The following is a 20,536-nucleotide window of genomic DNA, read 5'->3' as shown; positions in this document are numbered from 1 at the left end:
CGAGAGCGGTGCCAATTCGCTGGGCGGTCGGTTGCTGTCTGCCTGATTTTGGGGCAGTCTGCCGGTAACGTCTTTTGGATGCGGGATAATTCCCATGTCGAGATGTGGATAATCCATGGATGGCGATTGTTTCCCGGACCGCCACAATATCTGGTTATTTGTGCTTCACAACGCGCCGGAACTTGCTAAACTCAAACAATAATTCGTTTTTTGTCGCGGAGTCGCTGCCTGGTACCGGGACAAATGGGGGAAATAATAAAAGGACAGTGGCTGTGACGAACACGTTTTCGAAAACAGTGCGCACCCTGATGAGCGGTCTTGCCGCCGTCGCCCTGGGTGTCGTGGCGATGATCGAGCCTGGTCAGGCGCAAAGTGGCCAGAGGGTCGTGAAGGGCGAGCGTTACGTGCCCACGATCTGGGTCGATCCGGACGGGTGCGAGCACTGGGTGATGGATGACGGCTGGGAAGGCTACATGACCCCCCACGTGAACCGCCAGGGCATCCCGGTCTGCCGCCGGGGCAACGTGTGCGGCGTGGTCAATACCGATCAGTTGTTCGCCACCGACAGCGCCAATATCAGCGCCGCCGGCCGTCAGCGTCTGCAGGAGTTCTTCCGCAGCACCGGCGCGATTTCCTATATCATCACCGGGCATACCGACAGCCGCGCCTCGGACCAGTACAACATCGACCTGTCCTATCGCAGGGCCAACTCGGTGGCGCGAATCGCTGCCGCCACGGGCGCGCGGATCGCGGATGTGCGCGGGTATGGCGAGCGTCTGCCCAAGGCATCGAACAACACGGCCGCGGGTATGCAGCAGAATCGCCGCGTCGAAATCATCTGCATCCGCTAAGGGGACCTGAACCAATGCAAGCATTCAAACTTATTGCCGTGCTCCCCCTTGTCGGTGCGCTGGCGGCCTGTGACAGCAAGCAGGACAAGACCGTGGACCGCGGTTTCGACTCCAAGCACCTGAGCCAGCTTCAGGCAGGCATCTGGGTGGATCCCAACGGCTGTGACCACTGGATCATCGACGACGGCGCCGAAGGCTACCTGTCGCAACGGCTGGACAAGTATGGCAAGCCGGTCTGTTCGGGCACCGCGCCGCCGACCGTGGCGACCGGCAACTACAAGGGCGGCTCGACCGTGGCCGACTCGATTTGATCGCGCCGAAATGCGCAATCCGGTGCCGCGGACCACGGGGTTCGCGGCATTTTTCGTTTCAAACCCGTGACAATTGCCGCGCGGCCCTTGCCCTTGGGGGCGCATCTTGGCAGCATTGAGTACCGCCCTTTGACTGGGAGATTTGATTGGTCACGAACGTGCTGACGTCGCAATCCGAAAACAGCGACATTCTGGAGACGGTTGTCGAGTTTCCCGACAATTTTCTGCTGATCGACCTGTGCGGTGAATACGACCGCAACCTTGCCGAAATCGAGAAGAAACTGGGCGTGCAGATCCTGCGCCGGGGCAACCAGCTGGCCGTGATCGGCGAGCCGGAGCAGGCGAAGGAGGCGCGCGACGTGCTGCTGGCGCTCTACCAGCGGCTGGAGGAAGGCCGCACGGTCGAGCATGGAGATGTGGACCGCGAGCTGCGCATGGGCGCGGGCGGCAGCGCCGACCGGGGCGCGGGCGATGATGAGGGTGGCGAAGACCAGCTTGAGATGTTCAAGGGCGGGCGGGTCGAGATCAAGACCCGCAAGAAGCCTGTCGAGCCGCGCACCGACGCGCAGAAGGCTTACGTTCGGGCGCTGTTCGCCAACGAGCTGGCCTTCGGCATCGGCCCGGCGGGCACCGGCAAGACCTATCTGGCGGTGGCGGTGGGCGTCAGCATGTTCATCGAGGGGCATGTGGACCGCATCATCCTCAGCCGGCCGGCCGTCGAGGCGGGCGAGAAGCTGGGCTATCTGCCGGGCGACATGAAGGACAAGGTCGACCCCTACATGCAGCCGCTTTACGACGCGCTGAACGACTTTTTCCCGGCCAAGCAGGTGGCCAAGCTGATCGAGGAGAAGCGGATCGAGATCGCGCCGCTTGCCTTCATGCGCGGGCGCACGCTGGCCAATGCGTTCGTCGTGCTGGACGAGGCGCAGAACGCGACCTCGATGCAGATGAAGATGTTCCTGACCCGGCTGGGCGAGGGCAGCCGCATGGTGATCACCGGCGACCGGAGCCAGATCGACCTGCCGCGGGGCGTGACCAGCGGGCTGCACGATGCCGAGCGGCTGCTGAAGGACATCCCCAAGATCGCCTTCAACTACTTCACCTCGAAAGACGTGGTGCGCCACCCGTTGGTGGCGGCGATCATCGAGGCCTATGACGCGGATGTCTGAGGCCGGGCGCAATTTTCTTTGGAAGAAAATTGGCCGGAAAATTGCAATTTTCCGATCCGGAATTTTGCAAAATTCCGGTCCGCGCTGGGTGTGAGCGGTTCTGTCGATACGGTCATCGAGGACGACCGCTGGCAGGACGTGGAGCTGGAGCGGTTGGCCGCGCGGGCGGCGGAGGCGACGCTGGCGCATCTGGGGGTGGATGCAGAGGCGTGGGAGATCGTGGTGCTGGGCTGCGACGATGCGCGGATTGCCGCCTTGAACGAAGATTTCCGGGACAAGCCGGGCCCGACCAATGTATTGAGCTGGCCGAGCGAGGCGCGTGGTGCAAAGGTCGATGGTGCCATGCCGGAGCCGCCCGAAGCTGGCCCCGATCCCGAGCTTGGTGATATCGCGATCGCCTATGACACCTGCGCGAAAGAGGCCGAGGCGGCGGGCAAGCCGATGCAGGATCACGTGACGCATCTGATCGTTCACGGAATCTTGCATTTGCTGGGCTACGATCACGTTCGTGACAAGGATGCCACCCTGATGGAACGAACAGAGGTGGAGATACTTGGCAAACTGGGTCTGCCTGACCCATATTGACACCCGGCGCCCGTGGATGCGGGCGCGATTTGGAAAGGTACGATGAGCGACAGCAACGACGCCTCTTCTATGGCAGCGCACAGCGCGCGGCCCGAGGCAAACAAGGGCGACGATCCGGCAGAGGATCAGAATGGCAATAACGGCGGCTTTCTGCGCCGCTTCTTCGGTGCGCTTGGCACGGAAGAAACCGCCGACGGTGAGGCGGAAGACGAAGGCGAGGACAGGGCCGACCAGACGGCCGGCGGGCTTGGCCCGAACCTGGGCCTTGGCAACCTGCGGCGTCTGTCGGTCGAGGACGTGATGATCCCCAAGGCGGACATCGTTTCGGTCCCGGCGACAATCACCAAGGATGAACTGGTGCACACGTTCCGCGACAGCGGGCTGACGCGCCTGCCGGTCTATGAGGGCACGCTGGACACGCCCGTCGGCTTTGCCCACCTCAAGGATTTCGCGCTGAAGCACGGGTTCAACGGGCATGGCTCGGACTATTCGCTGGAAGAGCTATTGCGCCCGCTGATGTACGTGCCGCCATCGATGACAATAGGCGTGCTGTTGCAGAAGATGCAGGCCGAGCGCCGGCACATGGCGCTGGTGATCGACGAATACGGCGGGGTCGACGGGCTGGTGACGATCGAGGACCTGATCGAACAGGTCGTGGGCGAGATCGCCGACGAGCACGATCAGGACGAGGGTGCGTACTGGTCCGAGGAAAAGCCCGGATCCTACGTGGTGCAGGCCAAGGCCCCGCTGGAGGAGTTCGAGGCCGAGATCGGCCTGTCGCTGACCGATTCCGAGGATATCGACGAGGAAGAGATCGACACGCTGGGCGGGCTGGTCTTCATGCTGCTGGGCCGGGTGCCGGCGCGCGGCGAGCTGGTCGAGCATCCCAGCGGCGTCGAGATCCAGGTGCTGGATTCCGATCCGCGGCGGATCAAGCGGTTGCGGGTGCGCCTGCCCGAGGCGATCGAGGGGTAAGACATGGTCCGTCCAGGCGCGTTGGCGCGGCAGATCGGTGAGGGCCGCGTGGTGACGCGGTATGCGCTTGCCGCAGGTCTTGGGGCCGTGGCGGCGCTGGGGCAGGCGCCCTGGGGGCTATGGCCGCTGACGATCATCGCGCTGGCGCTGGTCTATGGGCTGTGGCGCGAGATGCGCGGCTGGCTGCCCGCCACGCTGTTGGGCCTTGCGGCGGGGACGGGGCATTTCGTCGTGGCGCTCAGCTGGATATTCGAGCCGTTCCTGGTGGATGCCGCGCGGCATGGCTGGATGGCGCCCTTTGCGGTGCTGGGGCTGTCGGTCTTCATGGCCTCATACTGGGCCGCGGCCTTTGGCGCCGCACGTCTGATTGCGCCGCGCAGCGGTATCGCGCTGGTGGGGGCCTTCGTGATCGGAGAAATGCTGCGCGGCTGGTTTTTTACGGGCTTTGCCTGGGCGCAGGTGGGGCATGTTCTGATCGACACGCCGCTGCTGCACTGGGCGACGATCGGCGGGGGCCTGGGCCTGTGTGCGCTGATCATGGGCGCGGCGGTGGCGCTGTGGCAACTGGGGGCCGGGCGGCGCGTGGCCGGGGCTGCGGGACTGGCAGGCTTTGCGCTGCTCTATGGCGGGGGTGCGGCCCTGACGCCGACGGACGCCGCCGCACCGGGGCCGGAGGCGCAGACCGTGCGGCTGGTGCAGCCCAACGCGGCGCAGCGCGCGAAATGGCTGCCCGAGAACCTTCAGATGTTCTATGACCGCCAGCGTCAGTTCACCGCTGCGCCGGGCGAGGGCGGACGGCCCGACCTGGTGGTCTGGCCCGAGACGGCGATCCCCACCTTTCTGCACCAGTCAGACGACCTTTTGGGCGGTATCGCGGCCTCGGCGCAGGGCGCGCCGGTGGTGCTGGGCCTGCGGCGGCTGGACGGGCAGCGGTATTACAACTCGCTTCTCTACATGGATGGGGACGGTGTCGTGGAACAGGTCTACGACAAGCATCACCTCGTCCCGTTCGGAGAGTTCATGCCGCTGGGCGACCTGATGGCGCGGTTCGGCATCCACGGTCTTGCTGCCGAGGAAGGCGGGGGATATTCCGCCGGGCCGGGGGCCGAGATCGTGGATATGGGCCCGCTTGGCACGGCGGTGCCGCTGATCTGCTATGAAGGCGTTTTTGCCCGCAACATCCTGTCGGCGCCCGAGCGTGCCGACATGATCCTGATGATCACCAACGACGCGTGGTTCGGCAAGGTGTCGGGGCCCTACCAGCATCTGGCGCAAGGCCGGTTGCGCAGCGCCGAACAGGGCCTGCCGATGGTGCGTGTGGCCAACACCGGCGTGTCGGCCATGGTCGACGGCACCGGGCGGGTGCTGGCGCATATCCCCTTGGGCGAAGCAGGCTGGATCGACGCCCCCCTGCCGCCGCCCTTGCCCGAGACGCTTTACAGCCGGACCGGCAATGCGCCGATACTGGTGCTGGCGGCGCTGCTGATGCTGGCGGGCGGGGCCGCCGCGCGGGCGCGCAAGGCGCCGCAGACTTAGCGATTGACCTTCCGGCATGTCCCGCATAAGCAGGCGCGACTCCCGCTACAACGGCTTCCTGGCGTGGCGGGACTGACCCCTAATGGAGCATTTCAATGTCCAGAGATAACTATGTTTTCACCTCCGAATCCGTTTCGGAGGGGCACCCCGATAAGGTGTGCGACCGCATTTCCGACGCCGTGCTTGACGCCTTTCTCGCCGAAGAACCCGACGCCCGCGTCGCCTGCGAAACCTTCGCCACCTCCGGCATGGTGGTGATCGGCGGCGAGGTGGGCCTGTCGGACCAGGAGCGGCTGAAGAACTACATGGGCCGGATCGGCCAGATCGCCCGCGACTGCATCCGCGACATCGGCTATGAGCAGGACAAGTTTCACTGGAACACGTGCCATGTGCTGAACTTTCTGCATGAGCAGTCCGCGCATATCGCGCAGGGCGTCGACAAGGACGGAGCGGGCGATCAGGGCATCATGTTCGGCCACGCCACCAACGAGACCGACGCGCTGATGCCCGCGCCCATTCAGTTCAGCCACGCGATCCTGCGGAGACTGGCCGAGGCGCGCAAATCCGGTGCCGAGCCGACGCTGCGCCCGGACGCGAAAAGCCAGATTTCGCTGCGCTACGAGAACGGCAAGCCGGTCGAGGTGACGTCGATCGTGCTGTCCACGCAGCACGAGAGCGAGCACCAGAAGAGCGACGACATCCGTGCCATCGTGGAGCCCTATATCCGCGAGGTGCTGCCGGCCGAATGGATCAGCGACAAGACCGAATGGTGGGTGAACCCGACCGGCACCTTCGTGATCGGCGGCCCTGACGGCGACGCGGGCCTGACCGGGCGCAAGATCATCGTCGACACCTATGGTGGTGCAGCCCCGCATGGCGGCGGCGCGTTTTCGGGCAAGGACCCGACCAAGGTGGACCGTTCGGCGGCCTATGCCGCGCGGTATCTGGCCAAGAACGTGGTTGCCGCGGGCATGGCCGAGAAATGCACCATCCAGCTCAGCTATGCGATCGGGGTGGCCAAGCCGCTGTCGATCTATGCCGAGACCTATGGCACGGGCGAGGTCGAGGCGGCGGCGATCGAGAATGCGGTGCGCAAGGTCATGGACCTGACGCCGCGCGGCATTCGAGAGGCGCTGGACCTCAACAAGCCGATCTACGAGCGCACCGCGGCCTATGGCCATTTCGGACGCGAGCCCGAGGCCGATGGCGGCTTCAGCTGGGAACGCACCGACCTGGTGGACGCGCTGAAGAAAGAGGTCTGATCCGGACCTGGGAACGGAAGGGCGCGGGGGCGGTGTCTCCCGCGCTTTTTCATGCGCGACAGGGCGCCTTGCAAACCGTAGACTGCGCCAAAAGGGAGGGACGGGATGATCCTGGATATCGGCCTGCCGCTGGCGCTGGCCTTCATCATGTTTTCCTTGGGGCTGGGCCTGCATTTCGCCGATTTCGGCCGGGTGCTGCGCCTGCCCAAGCCCGCGCTGACCGGCATCGTGGCGCAGCTCGTGCTGTTGCCGCTGGTGGCCTATGCGCTGATCGCGGCCTGGGGGTTTGCGGGCGGCATGGCGTTCGGGATCATGCTGCTGGCGTTCAGCCCCGGCGGCGTGACGTCGAACATGCTGACCAAGCTGGCGGGGGGCACCGTGGCGCTGTCGATCACGCTGACGGCGGTGGTGAGCCTTTTGTCGGTGCTGACGTTGCCGGTGCTGGTCGCCTGGGCGGCGGTGCATTTCATGCGTGAGGCGGCGCCCGAGATCAGCGTCGTGAAGGTGGGCGTGGCGATGTTCCTGATCACGGCACTGCCGGTGTTTCTGGGGCTGCTGATACGCCGCTATGCCGCGCGCTTCGCATCGGCCATTGAGCGGGGGTGCGAGATCGTTGCGCTGATCCTCTTCGTGCTGATCGTGGCGGCGGCGATTGCCAGCAACTGGGCGCTCTTGACCGAAAGTTTCGCGCGGCTGGGGCCGTTCCTGATCGTGCTGAACCTGGTTCTGCTGGCGGTGGGCATCGGCCTGGCGCGGCTGATGGGCATCGCCGGGCGCGACGGGCTGGCCATCGCGGTGGAGATGGGGGTGCAGAATGCGACCGTGGGCATCACCATCGCCAATATCGTGGGGGCGAGCACGGGGCTGTCGGAGTTTGCCGTGCCCTCGGCGGTCTACGGTATCTGCATGTACCTGGTGAACATCCCCGCGCTGCTGGTGCTGCGCCGGGTCTTTGCGGCGGGGGGCTGAGATGGGACAGCAGAAGCATCCCTCGGGCGCGCCATGGCGCAATTTCTATGGCCGGTTCAAGGGCAAGCACCTGAAGAAATCGCAGGAAGCCTACCTGGATGAGGATCTGGCCGCTTGGTCGCCCGGGGCGGTGGACTGGGATGTGAACCCCGAGCGAAAACCCATAGACCTCAAGGCCTTGTTCGGGGAACGTGATGTGTGGCTTGAAGTCGGGTTCGGCGGCGGCGAGCACATGATTCACCAAGCGGCGGAGAACCCGGATGTGGGGATCGTCGGCTGTGAGCCCTATATCAATGGGGTCGCCAAGCTGCTGGGGCAGTTGCGCGACAGCGACGTCGAAAACGTGGCGATCCATCCAGGCGACGTGCGCGACATGTTCGACGTGCTGCCCGAGGCCAGCATCGCACGGGCTTTCCTGCTTTATCCCGATCCGTGGCCCAAGAAGCGCCACCACCGGCGGCGGTTCGTGACGCCCGAGCATCTGGAGCCGCTGGCGCGGGTCCTGAAGCCGGGGGCGATCTTTCGCGTCGCCACCGACATCCCAGACTACGTGCGCCAGACGATGATCGAGGTGCCGCGCCACGGGTTCACGTGGCTGGCTGAAGGGCCACGCGACTGGCGGGAGCCGTGGAGTGACTGGATGTCCACCCGCTATGAGCAGAAGGCCCTGCGCGAGGGGCGCGTGCCGCATTACATGACCTTCCGGCGCGACTGACAGGTGCGGGCACGGCATATTGCCGAGCGTGTCGCCTACATGTCGAAGTTGTCGGGGCAGGCGACTTCGAAGGAATAGGCCGTGCCGTCGACCTCGCCTTCGATCACGAGCGGAAAGCCCGCGGCATCGGTCGAGGTGCCGAACTGGTGCGTCTCGTCTTCGGTGCGGATCTCGATGCTGGTAACGCCGTTGGACACGAAGGCCGCCTCGAAGGCCGGGGCGCCGTCGCTGTCATGGGTGCGGGCGATGACGAAGGGGTCGCGTTCGCACAGGAGCGGGTGATCGAATTCGGTCTCGCCGAAATGGCCGGTCACGGTGCCGTTGGGCGCGTCCACGGGGGCGGCATGGCCGACCTGCGCCAAGGTGAGCATCAGGGCGATGCAGGAGAGTTCGGTGCGCATGTGAACCTTCTGTGCGATTGAAGCCAGGGGCGGACAAGGGCCGGGCGTGGCCCATCCCTTATGCAACCAGCTTGTCCTGCAATCGTTCCAGCATGTCGAGACATTGCGACAGCTGGTCGAGCGCCACGAACTCATCGGCCTTGTGCGCCTGCTCGATCGAGCCGGGGCCGCAGATGACGGCGGACATGCCCAGGGATTGGAAAATGCCCGCCTCGGTGCCGAAGGCGACGCATTCGGCGTGGTTCGCGCCGGTGAGTTCCGAGACGATGGTGCGCGCCTCGTTGTCGGTCGTGGGGATAAGGCCCTCGACCTCGCCGATGACCTCCGTGACGATGTCCGATTCCGGGTCGACGGCGCGCATGGCGGGCAGAAGCTCGCGCTCGATGTAGTGTCTGAGCGAGTCCTTGACGAAATCGGCGTCGGAGGTCTGAACGGGGCGCATTTCCCAGTCCACCACCGCCTCGCTGGGGATGACGTTGTGGGCGACGCCGCCCGCCAGGCGGCCGGTGTTGATCGTGGTCCAGGGCGGCTCGAACAGGCTGTCGGCGGGGGCGCGGTCGCGCAGCGCGTGCTTGAGGTCCAGGAGGCGGGCGATATAGCGCACGGCGTATTCCACCGCGTTGACGCCCCGGTCCGGCGCCGAGCCGTGGCCGGCCAGCCCCGAAAAACGGGTGGTGTATTCGTAACAGCCCTTGTGGCCCTCGATCACGCGCATCATCGTCGGCTCGCCCACGATGGCCACGCCCGGCGTCAGCCCCTTGGCGCGCAGGGTATGGGCCAGCGCGCGGGCACCGAAACAGCCCGTCTCTTCGTCGTGGGTGAAGGCGAAATGCAGCGGGCGGTCGGGATTGAGCGCGGCATAGGTCGGCGCCATGGCCAGGGTGGCGGCGATGAACCCCTTCATGTCGCACGTGCCGCGGCCATAGAGCAGGCCGTCATGTTCCAGCATGTCGAAGGGGTTCGACGCCCAGTCCTGATCGGCCACGGGCACCACGTCGCTATGGCCGGACAACACGATGCCGCCGTCGCGCTCGGGGCCGATGGTGGCAAAGAGATTGGCCTTTTGCCCGGAGGGGTCGGGAAAGATCTCGACCCGGGCGCCGACCATGTCGAGCCGGTTGGCAATCGCGTTGATCAGGTCGATATTCGGGTCGGTCGATATCGTGGGAAAGCCGATCAGCTCGCCCAGAATGCGCGATGTGCTGTCCAGCAGGTCCTGTCGATCCGGCACGCATTGCCCCTTTCTTTCAAAGCCCTGCCTGACGTTGATCCCCCTAGCCGGAAGGGTCAAGAGGGCAGGGCCGGATGGGGCGAAATTTAGGCGTGACAAGATTTACAACCGTCGGGAGATTGTTGCCAAGATGTCGACATCGAACACCCATCTTGATGTATATGCAGGGAAAATCACTATGCGTAGCACTGTATTGGCGGTATAGACGCGGTACAAAAATTAAGACGCACCGTGAAAACACGGGCGGTATTGAGGAAGAGCGGTGATACAATGACGGCGATCGATTATGTCGCCCGCAGCAGTGCGGGCAACGTGTCTCGTGGCGAGATTTCGAATGGGGACGGCGCAACGCCGATCTGGGCCGGGGGCGGCCAGGAAATCTCTCTGAACCTTCGGCAAATCGACATCGGCGGTTATGACCGCGTCGGCCAGAACCTTGAGATACGGCTGGGGGACGGGCGCGTTGTGGTGCTGGAGGGGTATTTCGGGCCGGATGGCGCGCCGGAAAGCCGGCTGTTCATTTCGGCGGACGGATACCTGAACGAGGTCACGTTGATCGAGACCTCGGACGGGGCGGTCTATGCGCAATACGGGCCGACCGAGGTGTGGGGCAAGTGGAGTCCGTCGGACGATCTGATCTTCCTGGACGGCAGCGAGGTTGCAGGCGTGGCCGGCCAGGAAGAAGAGGTGTCGATGCTGGGCGCTGGCCTGTTGGGCGGATCGAGCCTTTTGGGGCTGGGTGGCGCCGGGGCCGCGGCTCTGGGGGCCGCGACGGTGATCGGTGGCTTGGGCGGCGAGGACGGACCGGGGCGCATTGCGCCCACGGTGGACGATAACGGCCCGATCGTAATCGGCGGCGACGACGCCGGGCCCGATGACAGCCCGATCACCATAACCGGAACGGCGACGCCCGGGTCGGACGTGGTGGTGCAGATCGGCGACGAGGTGATCGAGACCACCTCGGACAGCAGCGGCGACTGGACGGTGTCCTTCGAGGGTGAGGATTTCCCCGAGGATGGCGACTACACCGTCGACGTCACCGTGACCGAGCCGGGTGGCACCGAGACCGGACTGACCGGCCCTGACGTGGTGATCGACACCACCCCGCCCGATACCAGCCTGCTGGAGGGCACGGTGGATACCGGCGACATCGTGAATGCCGAGGAATACGACGCGGGCTTCGAGATTACCGGCGAGGGAGAGCCCGGCGCCTCGATCAGCGTGACCATCGACAGCACCACTCACGAAACGGTGGTGGATGGGACCGGCAGTTGGACAGTGACCTTTGCCCCGGGCGACGTGCCCACGGGCGAATACACGACCGACGTGGTCGTGGTGTCGTCGGACGCCTATGGCAACACGACTACAATCACGGAGACAGTCGAGATCGACACGGTGCCGCATCCGATCGGCGTGAATGCCGGTGGCGTGGGCGGCGACGGCACGGTCAACGCCGCCGAGATGGCGGGCGGTTTCGCGGTCACCGGCACCTCGGCGCCCGGCGCGACGGTCGAAGTGACGATCCAGAGCGTGACCCACAGCGTCGTGACCGGCGCGGACGGCACCTGGGTGGCGAATTTCAGCGCCGGCGAGCTGCCGCAGGGCACCTATGACGCCACCGTCACGGCCATCACGGTGGACGGGGCGGGCAACGGATCTTCGGCGACCGGCACGTTCCAGGTGGACACGGACGGGCAGGTCAGCATCACCAGCGAGCATGGCGGCGCGGACGGGGTCATCAACCAGGCCGAGCACGGATCGGGGCTGTTGGTGACGGGAACGACAGAGCCGGGCAGCACGGTCGTGGTGCAACTGGGCAGCCAGAGCGTCAACGCAACGGTCGATCCTTCGGACGCGTGGACGGCGAGTTTCGCCGCCGGGCAGATCCCGACGGGCACCTACACGACCACGCTCACCGCCACCACCACGGATAGTGCGGGCAACGTGCAGACCGCCAGCCAAAGCGTCAACGTCGACACCGAGGCCGGGTCGCTGACCCTGAATGCCGCCGGCATCGGCGGGGACGGCACGATCAACGCCGCCGAGGCGGCGGCGGGCGTCGCGGTGACCGGCACCGCCGATCCGGGCGCGGTCGTTGCGGTCAGCCTTGGCGGAGTGGTGCACAACGCCGTGGCCGATGCCGCGGGGAATTGGCAGACCGTTTACATGCCGGGCGAGATCCCCGGCGGCGACTATGACGCGCCGGTCAGCGCCAGCGTGACCGATGCCGCCGGCAACAGCCGGTCGCTGAACGTCACCGTGGCGGTGGACACGCAGGTCGACAACCTGAGCCTGAGCGACTTGGGCGTTGCGATCGGCGCCGATGGCGGCGACGTGATCAATGCCGATATCGCCGCGGCGGGGTTCCCGGTCAGCGGCACGATCGAGCCGGGATCGACGGTCAGCATCACGCTGGCCGGTGTCACCCGGCAGGCCAGCGTCGACGCCAATGGCAACTGGGTGGCGCAGTTCGGCCCGGGCGTGATCCAGGGCGGCGAATACATGGCCGATATCGTGATCGACGTGGTCGATCCGGCGGGCAACCCCGCGCAGCTGGCCGACCGGGTCAGGGTCGACACGCTGGTCAACAGCCTGAGCCGGGACGCCACGCCGGTCGAGGGCGATGACGTGATCAACGCCGCCGAGGCGGCGGATGGCGTCACCGTGACGGGCCAGGTCGAACCGGGCTCGACCGTGTCGGTGCAGGTGTTCGGCCAGACCTATGCGGCGCTGGTCGGTGCGGGCGGGGCCTGGGTGCTGGACATCCCGGCGGCGGACATTCCGCTGACCGAGCAGAGCTACGACATGATCGTCACCGCCACCGATGGTGCGGGCAACACCAGCCAGATCGCCGGCAGCCTGGCGGTGGATGCGGTGGCCCCCGACGACCCCGACGTGGTGGGGTATTTCCGCGAGGGCGGCGGGTATCGCAACGTGACACTGGAGACGTCCCAAGACGAGGTGACGATCCACGGCGTCGATGCGGGCGGCAATGTGAGCGCGCTGTCGATCCACGCGCAGGAGAACGCGCTTCTGGGCGAGACGGATTGCTTCTTTACCGACGGCGCGGGCAATCCCGCCAGCATCCCCGACGGCTCTCAACTGGTGGTGACCGGCACCGACCCCGCGGGCAACGCGTCGAGCACCTATCTGGTGCTGGACGAGACCAGCACCAACACGGTGGATGCGGGTGCCGCCGGCCTGGCGCAGTTCCAGATCGAGACCATCGATTTGCGGTTCGGTGACCAGAGCCAGCTGACCCTGACCGAGGATCAGGTGCTGGCCCTGTCGGACAATTCCGACCAGGTGGTGGTGCGCGGCGGGGCGGACGACACCGTGACCCTGACGGGCGCGCAGCGGGCCGGGTCGACCATGATCGACGGGCAGGGCTTTGACATCTACACGCTGGGCGACGACGCCACGGTGGTCATCGACGACGACATCAACGTGGGCACCGCCACGATCTGACATGGGATATCGGTTCGGGCGGCGGCGCAAGGCGTGGCCCGGACCCCGAAAAGACTTGAAAAAAGAAGCGACCGAAAGAAGGCGCGAGATGGGGCAGAGGGTAAGACACATCACGTGGGCATGGCTTGCGCTGGCAGGACTGTCGCTGCCGGGCTGCATGAGTGCGGTGCCCAGCGACGAGATCGAGGGCGAAAGCGTGGAGGTGTCGCGGCTGGCCGGGGTGACCCCGCCGCCGGGGGCCATCGCGGCGGCCCGCGAAGAGGCGGAAACCTCCGTCATCATCACCGAGCTTCTGGGGCGTGAAAGCGTGCTGCCCGCGGGCAGCGCCTTTGCCCGGGTCAGTGACGCGGTGTTGAAGGCCGATGCGCGCGCCTCGGCGTCCGAGCTGAAGGCGGCGCGGCTGCGGGCGCAGGCGGCAAGCAAGAACTGGCTGCCGCGCGTGGGGCCAGTGGTCAGCCTCGCCAGCCTCAGCGACGTGGTCACGCAATTGGCGGTGGACATGGTCCTGTTCGATCACGGCCGCAAGAAGGCCGAGCGCGACTTTGCCAAGGCGGACGTGGAACTGGCCGCGATCACCCTGTCCGAGGATACCAACGCGCGGGTGCTGACCGCGCTGTCGCTTTACCTTGACGGGGCGCAAGCGCGCGAGCGGGTGGCGCTGGAACGCCGCACGCTGAAGGACATGGAGCGGTTCGAGTACATCATGCAGGAGCGCGTGCGCGGCGGCGTTTCGGACCGCAGCGACCTTGGCATCCTGCGCCAGAAGCTGGCCGAGATCCGCGCGCGGCTCGCCGCGGCGGAAGAGGCGGGCGCGACCGCGCGGGCGGAGCTGAACGCCATGAGCGCCGTACCGCTGGACGAGGTGACGGGCCTGGCCGATGTGCGCGTCGGTGGTTTCGACGCCCGTCCGCTGGATATTCTGCGGGCCGAGGCCGAGCGCGACCGCGACATCGCGCAGGCGCGGGTGAAGCGCGCCGGTCTGCTGCCCGGGGTCAATGCCGGCGGCACGCTGGGCAGCGGCGGCACGGGCGTGACCGTCAATGCCGGGCAGGACAGCCTGCTGGGCGTCGGCACCGGCGCCAGCCTGAAGGCGATCAAGGCCGTGGAAGAGGCCAGCAGCCGCCGCGTGGCGCAAGCCAGCGAGGATGCCACGCGCCAGATCAGCCGCCTGGAAAGCCGCCTGAAGGCGCTGGGCCGGCAGGTGGCCGAGGCCAGCCAGCTGACGCAGGAGGCCAAGCGCAACCTCGACCTGTTCCAGGGCCAGTACGATGCCGGCCAGCGGCGTGTGATGGACGTGGTCGGCGTGTACGAGACCTTCGCCGAGCAGCAATCGCGGCAGGTCGGCCTGAAATACGAGCTGGCGCTGGCGCGTCTGCAATTGGCACGCGTCATGGGCGTTCTGGCGGACGGGGGCCGGATTTGAGCGGACAGCCGGTGGCCCTGACGATCACGTCGGGACGCGTGCGCCGGCCCGTCGCCGTGTCCAATGCCGATGCGCCGCCGCGCCAGCCCGACACAGCCTTACAGCCGCAACCGCCGCAGGTTTCCCCGAAATCGCAGGACGCTGGCCGGTCGCGCCCCAGCGCCCGGGCCGAGGCGCGCGCGGAACTGGGGGCGACGTATGCGGCTCTTCTGGGTGTGCCTGCCATGCCCCGCGACATCCTTGAGGCGATGATCGCCTCGGACGCGCAGGGCCCCCAGGACCAACCACAGCCCGACGCCATGGCCGACGGGCTGGAAGCGGTGGGCCTGCGCACCGGAATCGAGGCGGTCACCCGCCTGACCGAGGACATGTGGCCGGCGCTGGCGCAGATGACCAGCGGGCAATACGTGCTGGTGCTGGGGCAGGTGCACGACGCGCTGACGATCCATGACACGACCTGCACCGACAACCGCGCCACTGTTTCGCTGGCCGAGTTCGAGCCCTATTTCACCGGCGTGATCGTCCGCGCCGAGGCGCCGCCGGGCGCGTTGTCGAAGGCCCATGTGCCCGACGCCGAGACGCCGCACTGGTTCTGGGGGCAGTTCGGCCGCTTCCGCCGCCAGTTCGCGGAAATCACGCTGGGGTCTTTCGTGGCCAACCTTCTGGCGGTGGCGGTCGCGCTTTTCGCCTTGCAGGTCTATGACCGGGTGATCCCGCACCAGTCCGAGGCGACGCTTTGGGTGCTGGCGGCGGGCGCGGGGCTTGCGCTGATGATGGAGGCGCTGATCAAGATCGCCCGCGCCCGCCTGATGGACGGGGCCGGGCGGCAGATCGAGCTGGAAGTGCAGAGCCTGTTGATGAACCGGGTGCTGGGAATGCGCTCGGACCTGGCCGGGCGGCAGCCGTCGCAGCTTTTCTCGGCGATCCGGGAATTCGGGTCGGTGCGGGAGTTCTTCACCGCCTCGACCATTGGCACGCTGGCGGATGTGCCGTTCATCTTCGTCTTTCTTCTGCTGGTGGCGTCGATCGCGGGCAATGTCGTCTGGGTGCTGGTGCTGGGCGGGGTCCTGATGGTGGTGCCGGGGATGTTCCTGCAACGCCGGATGATCCGCCTGACGCGCGAGGCGCAGGGCGCATCGGCCAAATCCTCGCGCCTGCTGCACGAGGCGATTTTCGAGCTGGATACGCTGAAGACCCAGCGCGCCGAGGACCGGTTCCGCCGCCTGTGGCAGGACCTGGCGCTGTTGCAGGCCACCAAGTCGAGCGAACAGCGCCAGATCGCGGCGACGCTCACCTTCTGGAGCCAGGCGGTGCAGCAGGGCACCTACGTGGTGGCGGTGATCGCGGGCACTTACCTTGTCTTTGCCGGGCAGTTCACGGTGGGGACCATCATTGCCACCAGCATCCTGACCAGCCGCACGCTGGCGCCGCTGACGCAGCTGGCGGGCACGATGGCGCGGTGGAGCAACGTCAAGTCGGCGCTGGACGGGATGGACGCGATTGCCGAAGCCGCGCAGGACACCGATGAGGGCCGCAGCTATCTGCGGCGCGAAACCTTGGAAGGCGGGTTCGCCCTGCGCGAGGTTCGGTTCGGCTATGACGAGGGCGCCGCGCCGGTTCTGGATATCGCCGCGCTGGATATCAAGCCGGGGCAACGCGTGGCGGTGCTGGGCACCAATGGCTCCGGCAAGTCGACCTTTCTCAAGCTCTTGTCGGGGCTCTACGCGCCCGGGCGCGGCCGGGTGATGGTGGACGGCACCGACATGGGGCAGGTGGCGCCGCGCGACCTGCGGCGGCTGATCGGCTACCTGGGACAGGACGTGCGGCTGTTCACGGGCACGCTGCGCGAGAACCTGACCCTCAGTCTGCTGGAGCGTGACGACGCGCGGCTGATGGCGGCGTTGGAGTTTGCAGGGCTGGGGCCGTTCGTGCGCGGCCACCCCAAGGGGCTGGACCTGGATATTCTCGATGGCGGTCAGGGGCTGAGCCAGGGGCAGCGGCAGTCGATCGGCTGGGCGCGGCTGTGGTTGCAGGACCCGCGCATCTGCCTTTTGGACGAGCCGACGGCGGCACTGGACCAGACGCTGGAACGCACGCTGGTCAGCCGGCTGGAGACGTGGCTGGAGGGGCGCACGGCGGTCATCGCCACGCACCGGATGCCGATCCTGCACCTGACCGACCGCACGCTGATCCTGCAAGCGGGCCGGATGGCGGTGGACGGGCCGCGCGACAAGGTGTTGGCGCATCTGGCCCATGCGGGCGGGACCTGAGATGGCGATGGCGGGTGCCTCCCCGGCCTTCCGCCGCAGGGCCACGCGGCTGCGCGGGCCCAGCCTGACGATCTGGCTCTGTGCGTCGTCCGTGGGGCTATTCCTGCTTTGGGCGGCTTTTGCCTGGGTCGACGAGATCGTGCGCGCCGACGGGTCTTTCATCTCGTCGTCGCGGCCGCAGATCATCCAGAACCTCGAAGGCGGCATCCTGTCGGAACTGCTGGTGGCCGAGGGCGACGTGGTCGAGCGTGGCACGGTGTTGGCGCGGCTGCACGGCACGCAGTTTCGATCATCGGTGGACGACCTGCTGGACCAGATCGCGGCTCTGGACATCCGCCGCATGCGGCTGGAGGCGGAACTGGCCGGGCAGTACGATTTCACCGCGCCCGAGGGGATGGCCGAGAGGTATCCGGCGATCATGGCCTCGGAAAAGGCGCTGCTGGCGGCGCGGCAGGCGGATTTCGTCAAGCGCAGCGAGGGGGCCAAGGCAATCCTGGCGCAGGCGGCCGAGGAACGCGCGCTGCTGGAGGATCTGCTGACGAAAAAAATCGTCGCCCTGATCGAGGTGACCCGCGCCCGCAAGGCACATGCGGATGCGCAGAAGAAATACGACGAGATCGTCACCCAGTCCGAGCTGGAGCGTGCGCAAGCCTATTCCGACACGCTGAAAGAAATCGCCACGCTGCGACAGACCTTGCGGGCCAGCCAGGACCAGCTGAACCGCACAGTGCTGACCAGCCCGATGCGCGGGATCGTCAACAACCTCAATGTCACCACGATCGGCGGCGTCGTGCGCCCGGGCGAGCAGATCCTCGAGATCATTCCGCTGGACGAGGAGTTGTTCGTCGAGGCGCGCGTGGCGCCCGAGAACATTGCCAACCTCAAGCGCGGGCAGGCGGCGACGATCAAGCTGACGGCCTATGACTATACGATCTACGGCACGCTGAAAGGACATGTGGATTTCATTTCCGCCGACACGTTCAAGGACGAGCGCACCCGCGATCCCGATGGCGATCCGCATTACAAGGTCAGCCTGCGGGTGGACCGCACCGGCCTGACCCCGCGCCAGCAGGCAATCGAGATCCGTCCGGGGATGCAGGCGCAGGTCGAGCTGCACACCGGGGTCAAGACGGTGCTGCAATACCTGCTGAAACCGCTCTACAAGAGCCAGGACGCCTTTCGCGAGCCGTGATCAGCCGCACGATCCCCCCGTGATCCTAATGAGCGCGTTTCACGCGCACATGATGTCTCGTCGTCGGTGCCTCCTCCTCGGGGCAGGTGCTCAGGTGACGGGATTCTCCAATCTTCTTCTGGCTCAAAATATTCCGGGGTTTGGGGCTGGCCCCAATCAAACAATCAAGCGCGGCGCAGCCGCACAATCGGATCGGACCTGCCGGATCAGAAACGCGCGGAGGGCCTGTAAGCCGGATTCTGTCGTAGGACGACCATTCATCTGATCCTGCGGTTGCCCGCAGGCTTTAGCTGCCAACCCGGATCGCGGGGCCAAGGCAGCCCGAATGCGATCCCTATTCGGCATTGCTCCCGGTGGGGCTTGCCATGCCGGTCCGGTTGCCCGTCCCGCGGTGGGCTCTTACCCCACCGTTTCACCCTTATCCCGGAACACGTCCGGGACGGTCTGTTTTCTGTGGCGCTTTCCCTCGGGTTGCCCCGGCCGGGCGTTACCCGGCACCGTTGCCTTGTGGAGTCCGGACTTTCCTCCGTGTAATTCGCCGTTGGCGAATTGCAGGCGGCCGTCCGGCCCTCCGCGCGAGAGGTGATCTATGCGTTTCCGCGCGATTGCGCAACGGGCCATTGCGCAGCAAGGCGGGCCATGAGCGCCCGGTCGGTGGCGTCCTCGGGGCCGGTGGCGCCGGGGCGAAAGCGGTCGCGGAAGGCGTGCAGGCGTTTTTCCGGGTCGCAGACGGCAGTGTAGCCGAAGGTGCGTGCTGAGATCTCGAATGGCGCGTCGGGCGCGGGGTCTGCCGCGTCGGGCCAGATCGCAAGGCCCTTGCGGGCCAGCCGCGCCCAGTCGAAATGCGGTCCGGGGTCGGCCTTGCGGTCGGGCGCCATGTCGGAATGGCCGATCACCCGCTCGGGCGGGATGGACCAGCGGCGCAGGATGCCGGGCAAAAGCGCCTCGAGCGTGGTCATTAGCGGCTCGGGGAACGGGCGGTCGCCGGGGTTGTCCAACTCGATCCCCACCGAGCGGGAATTGACGTCGGTCACGTCACCCCACGCCCCGGCCCCGGCGTGCCAGGCGCGGGCGACTTCAGCCACCATCTGCCAGGCGCGGCCGTCGGCGGCGATGAGGTAATGCGCGGAGACTTCGGCGGCCGGATCACACAGCCGCTCCAGCGCGGCCTCGGCGCTGTCCATGGCGGTGTAGTGGACCACCACCATGTCGGGTTTCGCGCCAAGGCGGCGCGGGCCGAAATTGGGCGAGGGGTGCCAGACCGGCGCTGTCACGCAGGCTGTCCGAGGATCAGTTCTGCACCGCCGCGCGGAACGGGCGCGGGTCCCAGGCGCAGGCATAGCCGTCGCCATCGGGGTCGAGCCCCATGCGGTCGCGGCGTGGCCCGCCCTGGGCCAGGAAATCGGTCTGGGCCTGGTCGGCCGAGGCGTACTGCGCGCAGTTGCGCTGGAACTTGGCCTGCTTGTTGATGCCGACGCGGGTATAGATCTGCTGGCCCTTGGGGTGGCTGGTTTCCAGCGCGTATTGCACGATGTTGGGCCCGGTATTGCCACTGCGTTCGGGCAGGGCGCCGGGCTGGACCACCTGGTACTGGGCGCGGTTCTGGGCGATCAGCTCGGCATCGTCCTGGATCGTGCGGGCGTTGCCCACGGCGTCGAAATTGTTCTCGTTCGAGATGCCGCCCGCGCTGTTCACCGTCTGGGGTGCGGGGTTCGAGGGGCTGGCATGGACGATCTGCTGGCCAGAGTTCTGCGAGGTTTCGGCCAGCCGCGCCGCGGTTTCGCGGGCGATCTCGTCACTGGTGGAGGCTGACGACAGCCCGCCGGTGGGCGTGTAGGCGCCCGAGCCGGTCTGGCGCGTGGTGTTGGTGGACGAGGTCACGGTGCCTGGGGTTCCGGGCGCGGTCGCGCCTTGCGTCGCGCTGAGCGGCGCGCCGGGCACGCCTTGGCTGCGCGCCTCGGGCGAGATCGCGCCGGCGGGCGGCACGGCAGATGTGCCCTGAAGCTGCGCATCGCGGGCGCGCTGCTGGGCGATATAGTCCTGGGACGTGCCGAAGCCCACGCCACTGCCGCTGTCAGGAAGGCCCGCGCCGCTGTCGGGGATACTGGGCGCACAGGCGGTCAGCCCGACAAGGGCCGCTACACAAAGGGAAAATCGCATCTGCTTGGGTCCTGCCGA

General features: G+C 66.7%; 17 protein-coding genes, 1 other RNA gene and 1 riboswitch. Of the genes, 13 read left to right on the top strand and 5 right to left on the bottom strand.

The window, feature by feature from the left end; all coding sequences use genetic code 11:
- The first annotated feature begins 308 nt into the window (after positions 1-308).
- The 9 genes from XM53_RS03485 (at position 309) to trmB (ending at position 8,373) form a co-directional block, all read left to right on the top strand.
- A complete protein-coding gene (locus XM53_RS03485) occupies positions 309-851 on the top strand; it encodes an OmpA family protein (protein WP_057790357.1) in 543 nt (180 codons plus the stop codon).
- A gap of 14 nt (positions 852-865) precedes the next feature.
- Complete coding sequence (locus XM53_RS03480; protein WP_057790251.1) at positions 866-1,162, top strand: hypothetical protein; 297 nt, start codon at positions 866-868, stop codon at positions 1,160-1,162.
- A 146-nt stretch (positions 1,163-1,308) separates the two neighbouring features.
- Complete coding sequence (locus tag XM53_RS03475) at positions 1,309-2,331, top strand: PhoH family protein (RefSeq protein ID WP_057790249.1); 1,023 nt, start codon at positions 1,309-1,311, stop codon at positions 2,329-2,331.
- Positions 2,332-2,421: 90 nt separating this feature from the next.
- Positions 2,422-2,916, top strand: coding sequence for an rRNA maturation RNase YbeY (gene ybeY, locus XM53_RS03470; RefSeq protein ID WP_057790355.1), 495 nt, complete (start codon positions 2,422-2,424; stop codon positions 2,914-2,916).
- 42 nt (positions 2,917-2,958) lie between these two features.
- Positions 2,959-3,891, top strand: a complete 933-nt coding sequence (locus XM53_RS03465) for a hemolysin family protein (RefSeq protein ID WP_057790247.1) — start codon at positions 2,959-2,961, stop codon at positions 3,889-3,891.
- A 3-nt stretch (positions 3,892-3,894) separates the two neighbouring features.
- On the top strand, positions 3,895-5,427 hold the full coding sequence (gene lnt, locus XM53_RS03460; RefSeq protein ID WP_057790245.1) for an apolipoprotein N-acyltransferase: 1,533 nt from the start codon (positions 3,895-3,897) through the stop codon (positions 5,425-5,427).
- Between the two features lie 39 nt (positions 5,428-5,466).
- Positions 5,467-5,517, top strand: a riboswitch (SAM-SAH riboswitch).
- Between the two features lie 5 nt (positions 5,518-5,522).
- Positions 5,523-6,689, top strand: a complete 1,167-nt coding sequence (metK, locus tag XM53_RS03455; RefSeq protein WP_057790243.1) for a methionine adenosyltransferase — start codon at positions 5,523-5,525, stop codon at positions 6,687-6,689.
- 105 nt (positions 6,690-6,794) lie between these two features.
- Positions 6,795-7,658: a bile acid:sodium symporter family protein gene (locus XM53_RS03450; protein WP_057790242.1), complete on the top strand. Its 864-nt coding sequence runs from the start codon at positions 6,795-6,797 to the stop codon at positions 7,656-7,658.
- A 1-nt stretch (position 7,659) separates the two neighbouring features.
- Positions 7,660-8,373, top strand: a complete 714-nt coding sequence (gene trmB, locus XM53_RS03445) for a tRNA (guanine(46)-N(7))-methyltransferase TrmB (RefSeq protein WP_057790240.1) — start codon at positions 7,660-7,662, stop codon at positions 8,371-8,373.
- Between the two features lie 35 nt (positions 8,374-8,408).
- Here trmB and XM53_RS03440 read toward each other — a convergent pair whose 3' ends face one another.
- A complete protein-coding gene (locus XM53_RS03440; RefSeq protein ID WP_057790238.1) occupies positions 8,409-8,774 on the bottom strand; it encodes a hypothetical protein in 366 nt (121 codons plus the stop codon).
- 58 nt (positions 8,775-8,832) lie between these two features.
- Positions 8,833-10,005 carry an acetylornithine deacetylase gene (gene argE / locus XM53_RS03435; protein ID WP_236544403.1) on the bottom strand — a complete coding sequence of 391 codons (1,173 nt, stop codon included), beginning with the start codon at positions 10,003-10,005 and terminating at the stop codon, positions 8,833-8,835.
- A 270-nt stretch (positions 10,006-10,275) separates the two neighbouring features.
- Between argE and XM53_RS03430 the strand changes: the two genes are divergently transcribed.
- From XM53_RS03430 to XM53_RS03415, 4 genes are all read left to right on the top strand, one after another.
- Positions 10,276-13,473, top strand: coding sequence for an Ig-like domain-containing protein (locus XM53_RS03430; RefSeq protein WP_057790236.1), 3,198 nt, complete (start codon positions 10,276-10,278; stop codon positions 13,471-13,473).
- A gap of 88 nt (positions 13,474-13,561) precedes the next feature.
- Positions 13,562-14,896 carry a TolC family protein gene (locus tag XM53_RS03425; protein WP_057790234.1) on the top strand — a complete coding sequence of 445 codons (1,335 nt, stop codon included), beginning with the start codon at positions 13,562-13,564 and terminating at the stop codon, positions 14,894-14,896.
- Entirely contained in the window at positions 14,893-17,166 is a 2,274-nt protein-coding gene (locus XM53_RS03420; protein WP_057790232.1) for an ATP-binding cassette domain-containing protein, read from the top strand. The genes XM53_RS03425 and XM53_RS03420 overlap by 4 nt, the downstream gene beginning before the upstream one ends.
- 1 nt (position 17,167) lies before the next feature.
- Positions 17,168-18,358, top strand: a complete 1,191-nt coding sequence (locus tag XM53_RS03415) for an HlyD family efflux transporter periplasmic adaptor subunit (RefSeq protein WP_057790230.1) — start codon at positions 17,168-17,170, stop codon at positions 18,356-18,358.
- A 212-nt stretch (positions 18,359-18,570) separates the two neighbouring features.
- Here the strand turns inward: XM53_RS03415 and rnpB are convergent.
- The 3 genes from rnpB to XM53_RS03405 form a co-directional block, all read right to left on the bottom strand.
- Positions 18,571-18,933: RNase P RNA component class A (rnpB, locus tag XM53_RS03490), an RNA gene on the bottom strand.
- 12 nt (positions 18,934-18,945) lie between these two features.
- Positions 18,946-19,566 carry an N-acetylmuramoyl-L-alanine amidase gene (locus XM53_RS03410; RefSeq protein ID WP_057790351.1) on the bottom strand — a complete coding sequence of 207 codons (621 nt, stop codon included), beginning with the start codon at positions 19,564-19,566 and terminating at the stop codon, positions 18,946-18,948.
- A gap of 82 nt (positions 19,567-19,648) precedes the next feature.
- A complete protein-coding gene (locus tag XM53_RS03405; protein ID WP_057790228.1) occupies positions 19,649-20,518 on the bottom strand; it encodes a hypothetical protein in 870 nt (289 codons plus the stop codon).
- Between the last annotated feature and the right edge of the window lie 18 nt (positions 20,519-20,536).

Source organism: Roseovarius atlanticus (genome assembly GCF_001441615.1).
Lineage (GTDB): Bacteria > Pseudomonadota > Alphaproteobacteria > Rhodobacterales > Rhodobacteraceae > Roseovarius > Roseovarius atlanticus.
The sequence above is the reverse complement of the archived record's forward strand: the minus strand, read 5'-3'. Positions and strand labels throughout refer to the sequence as shown.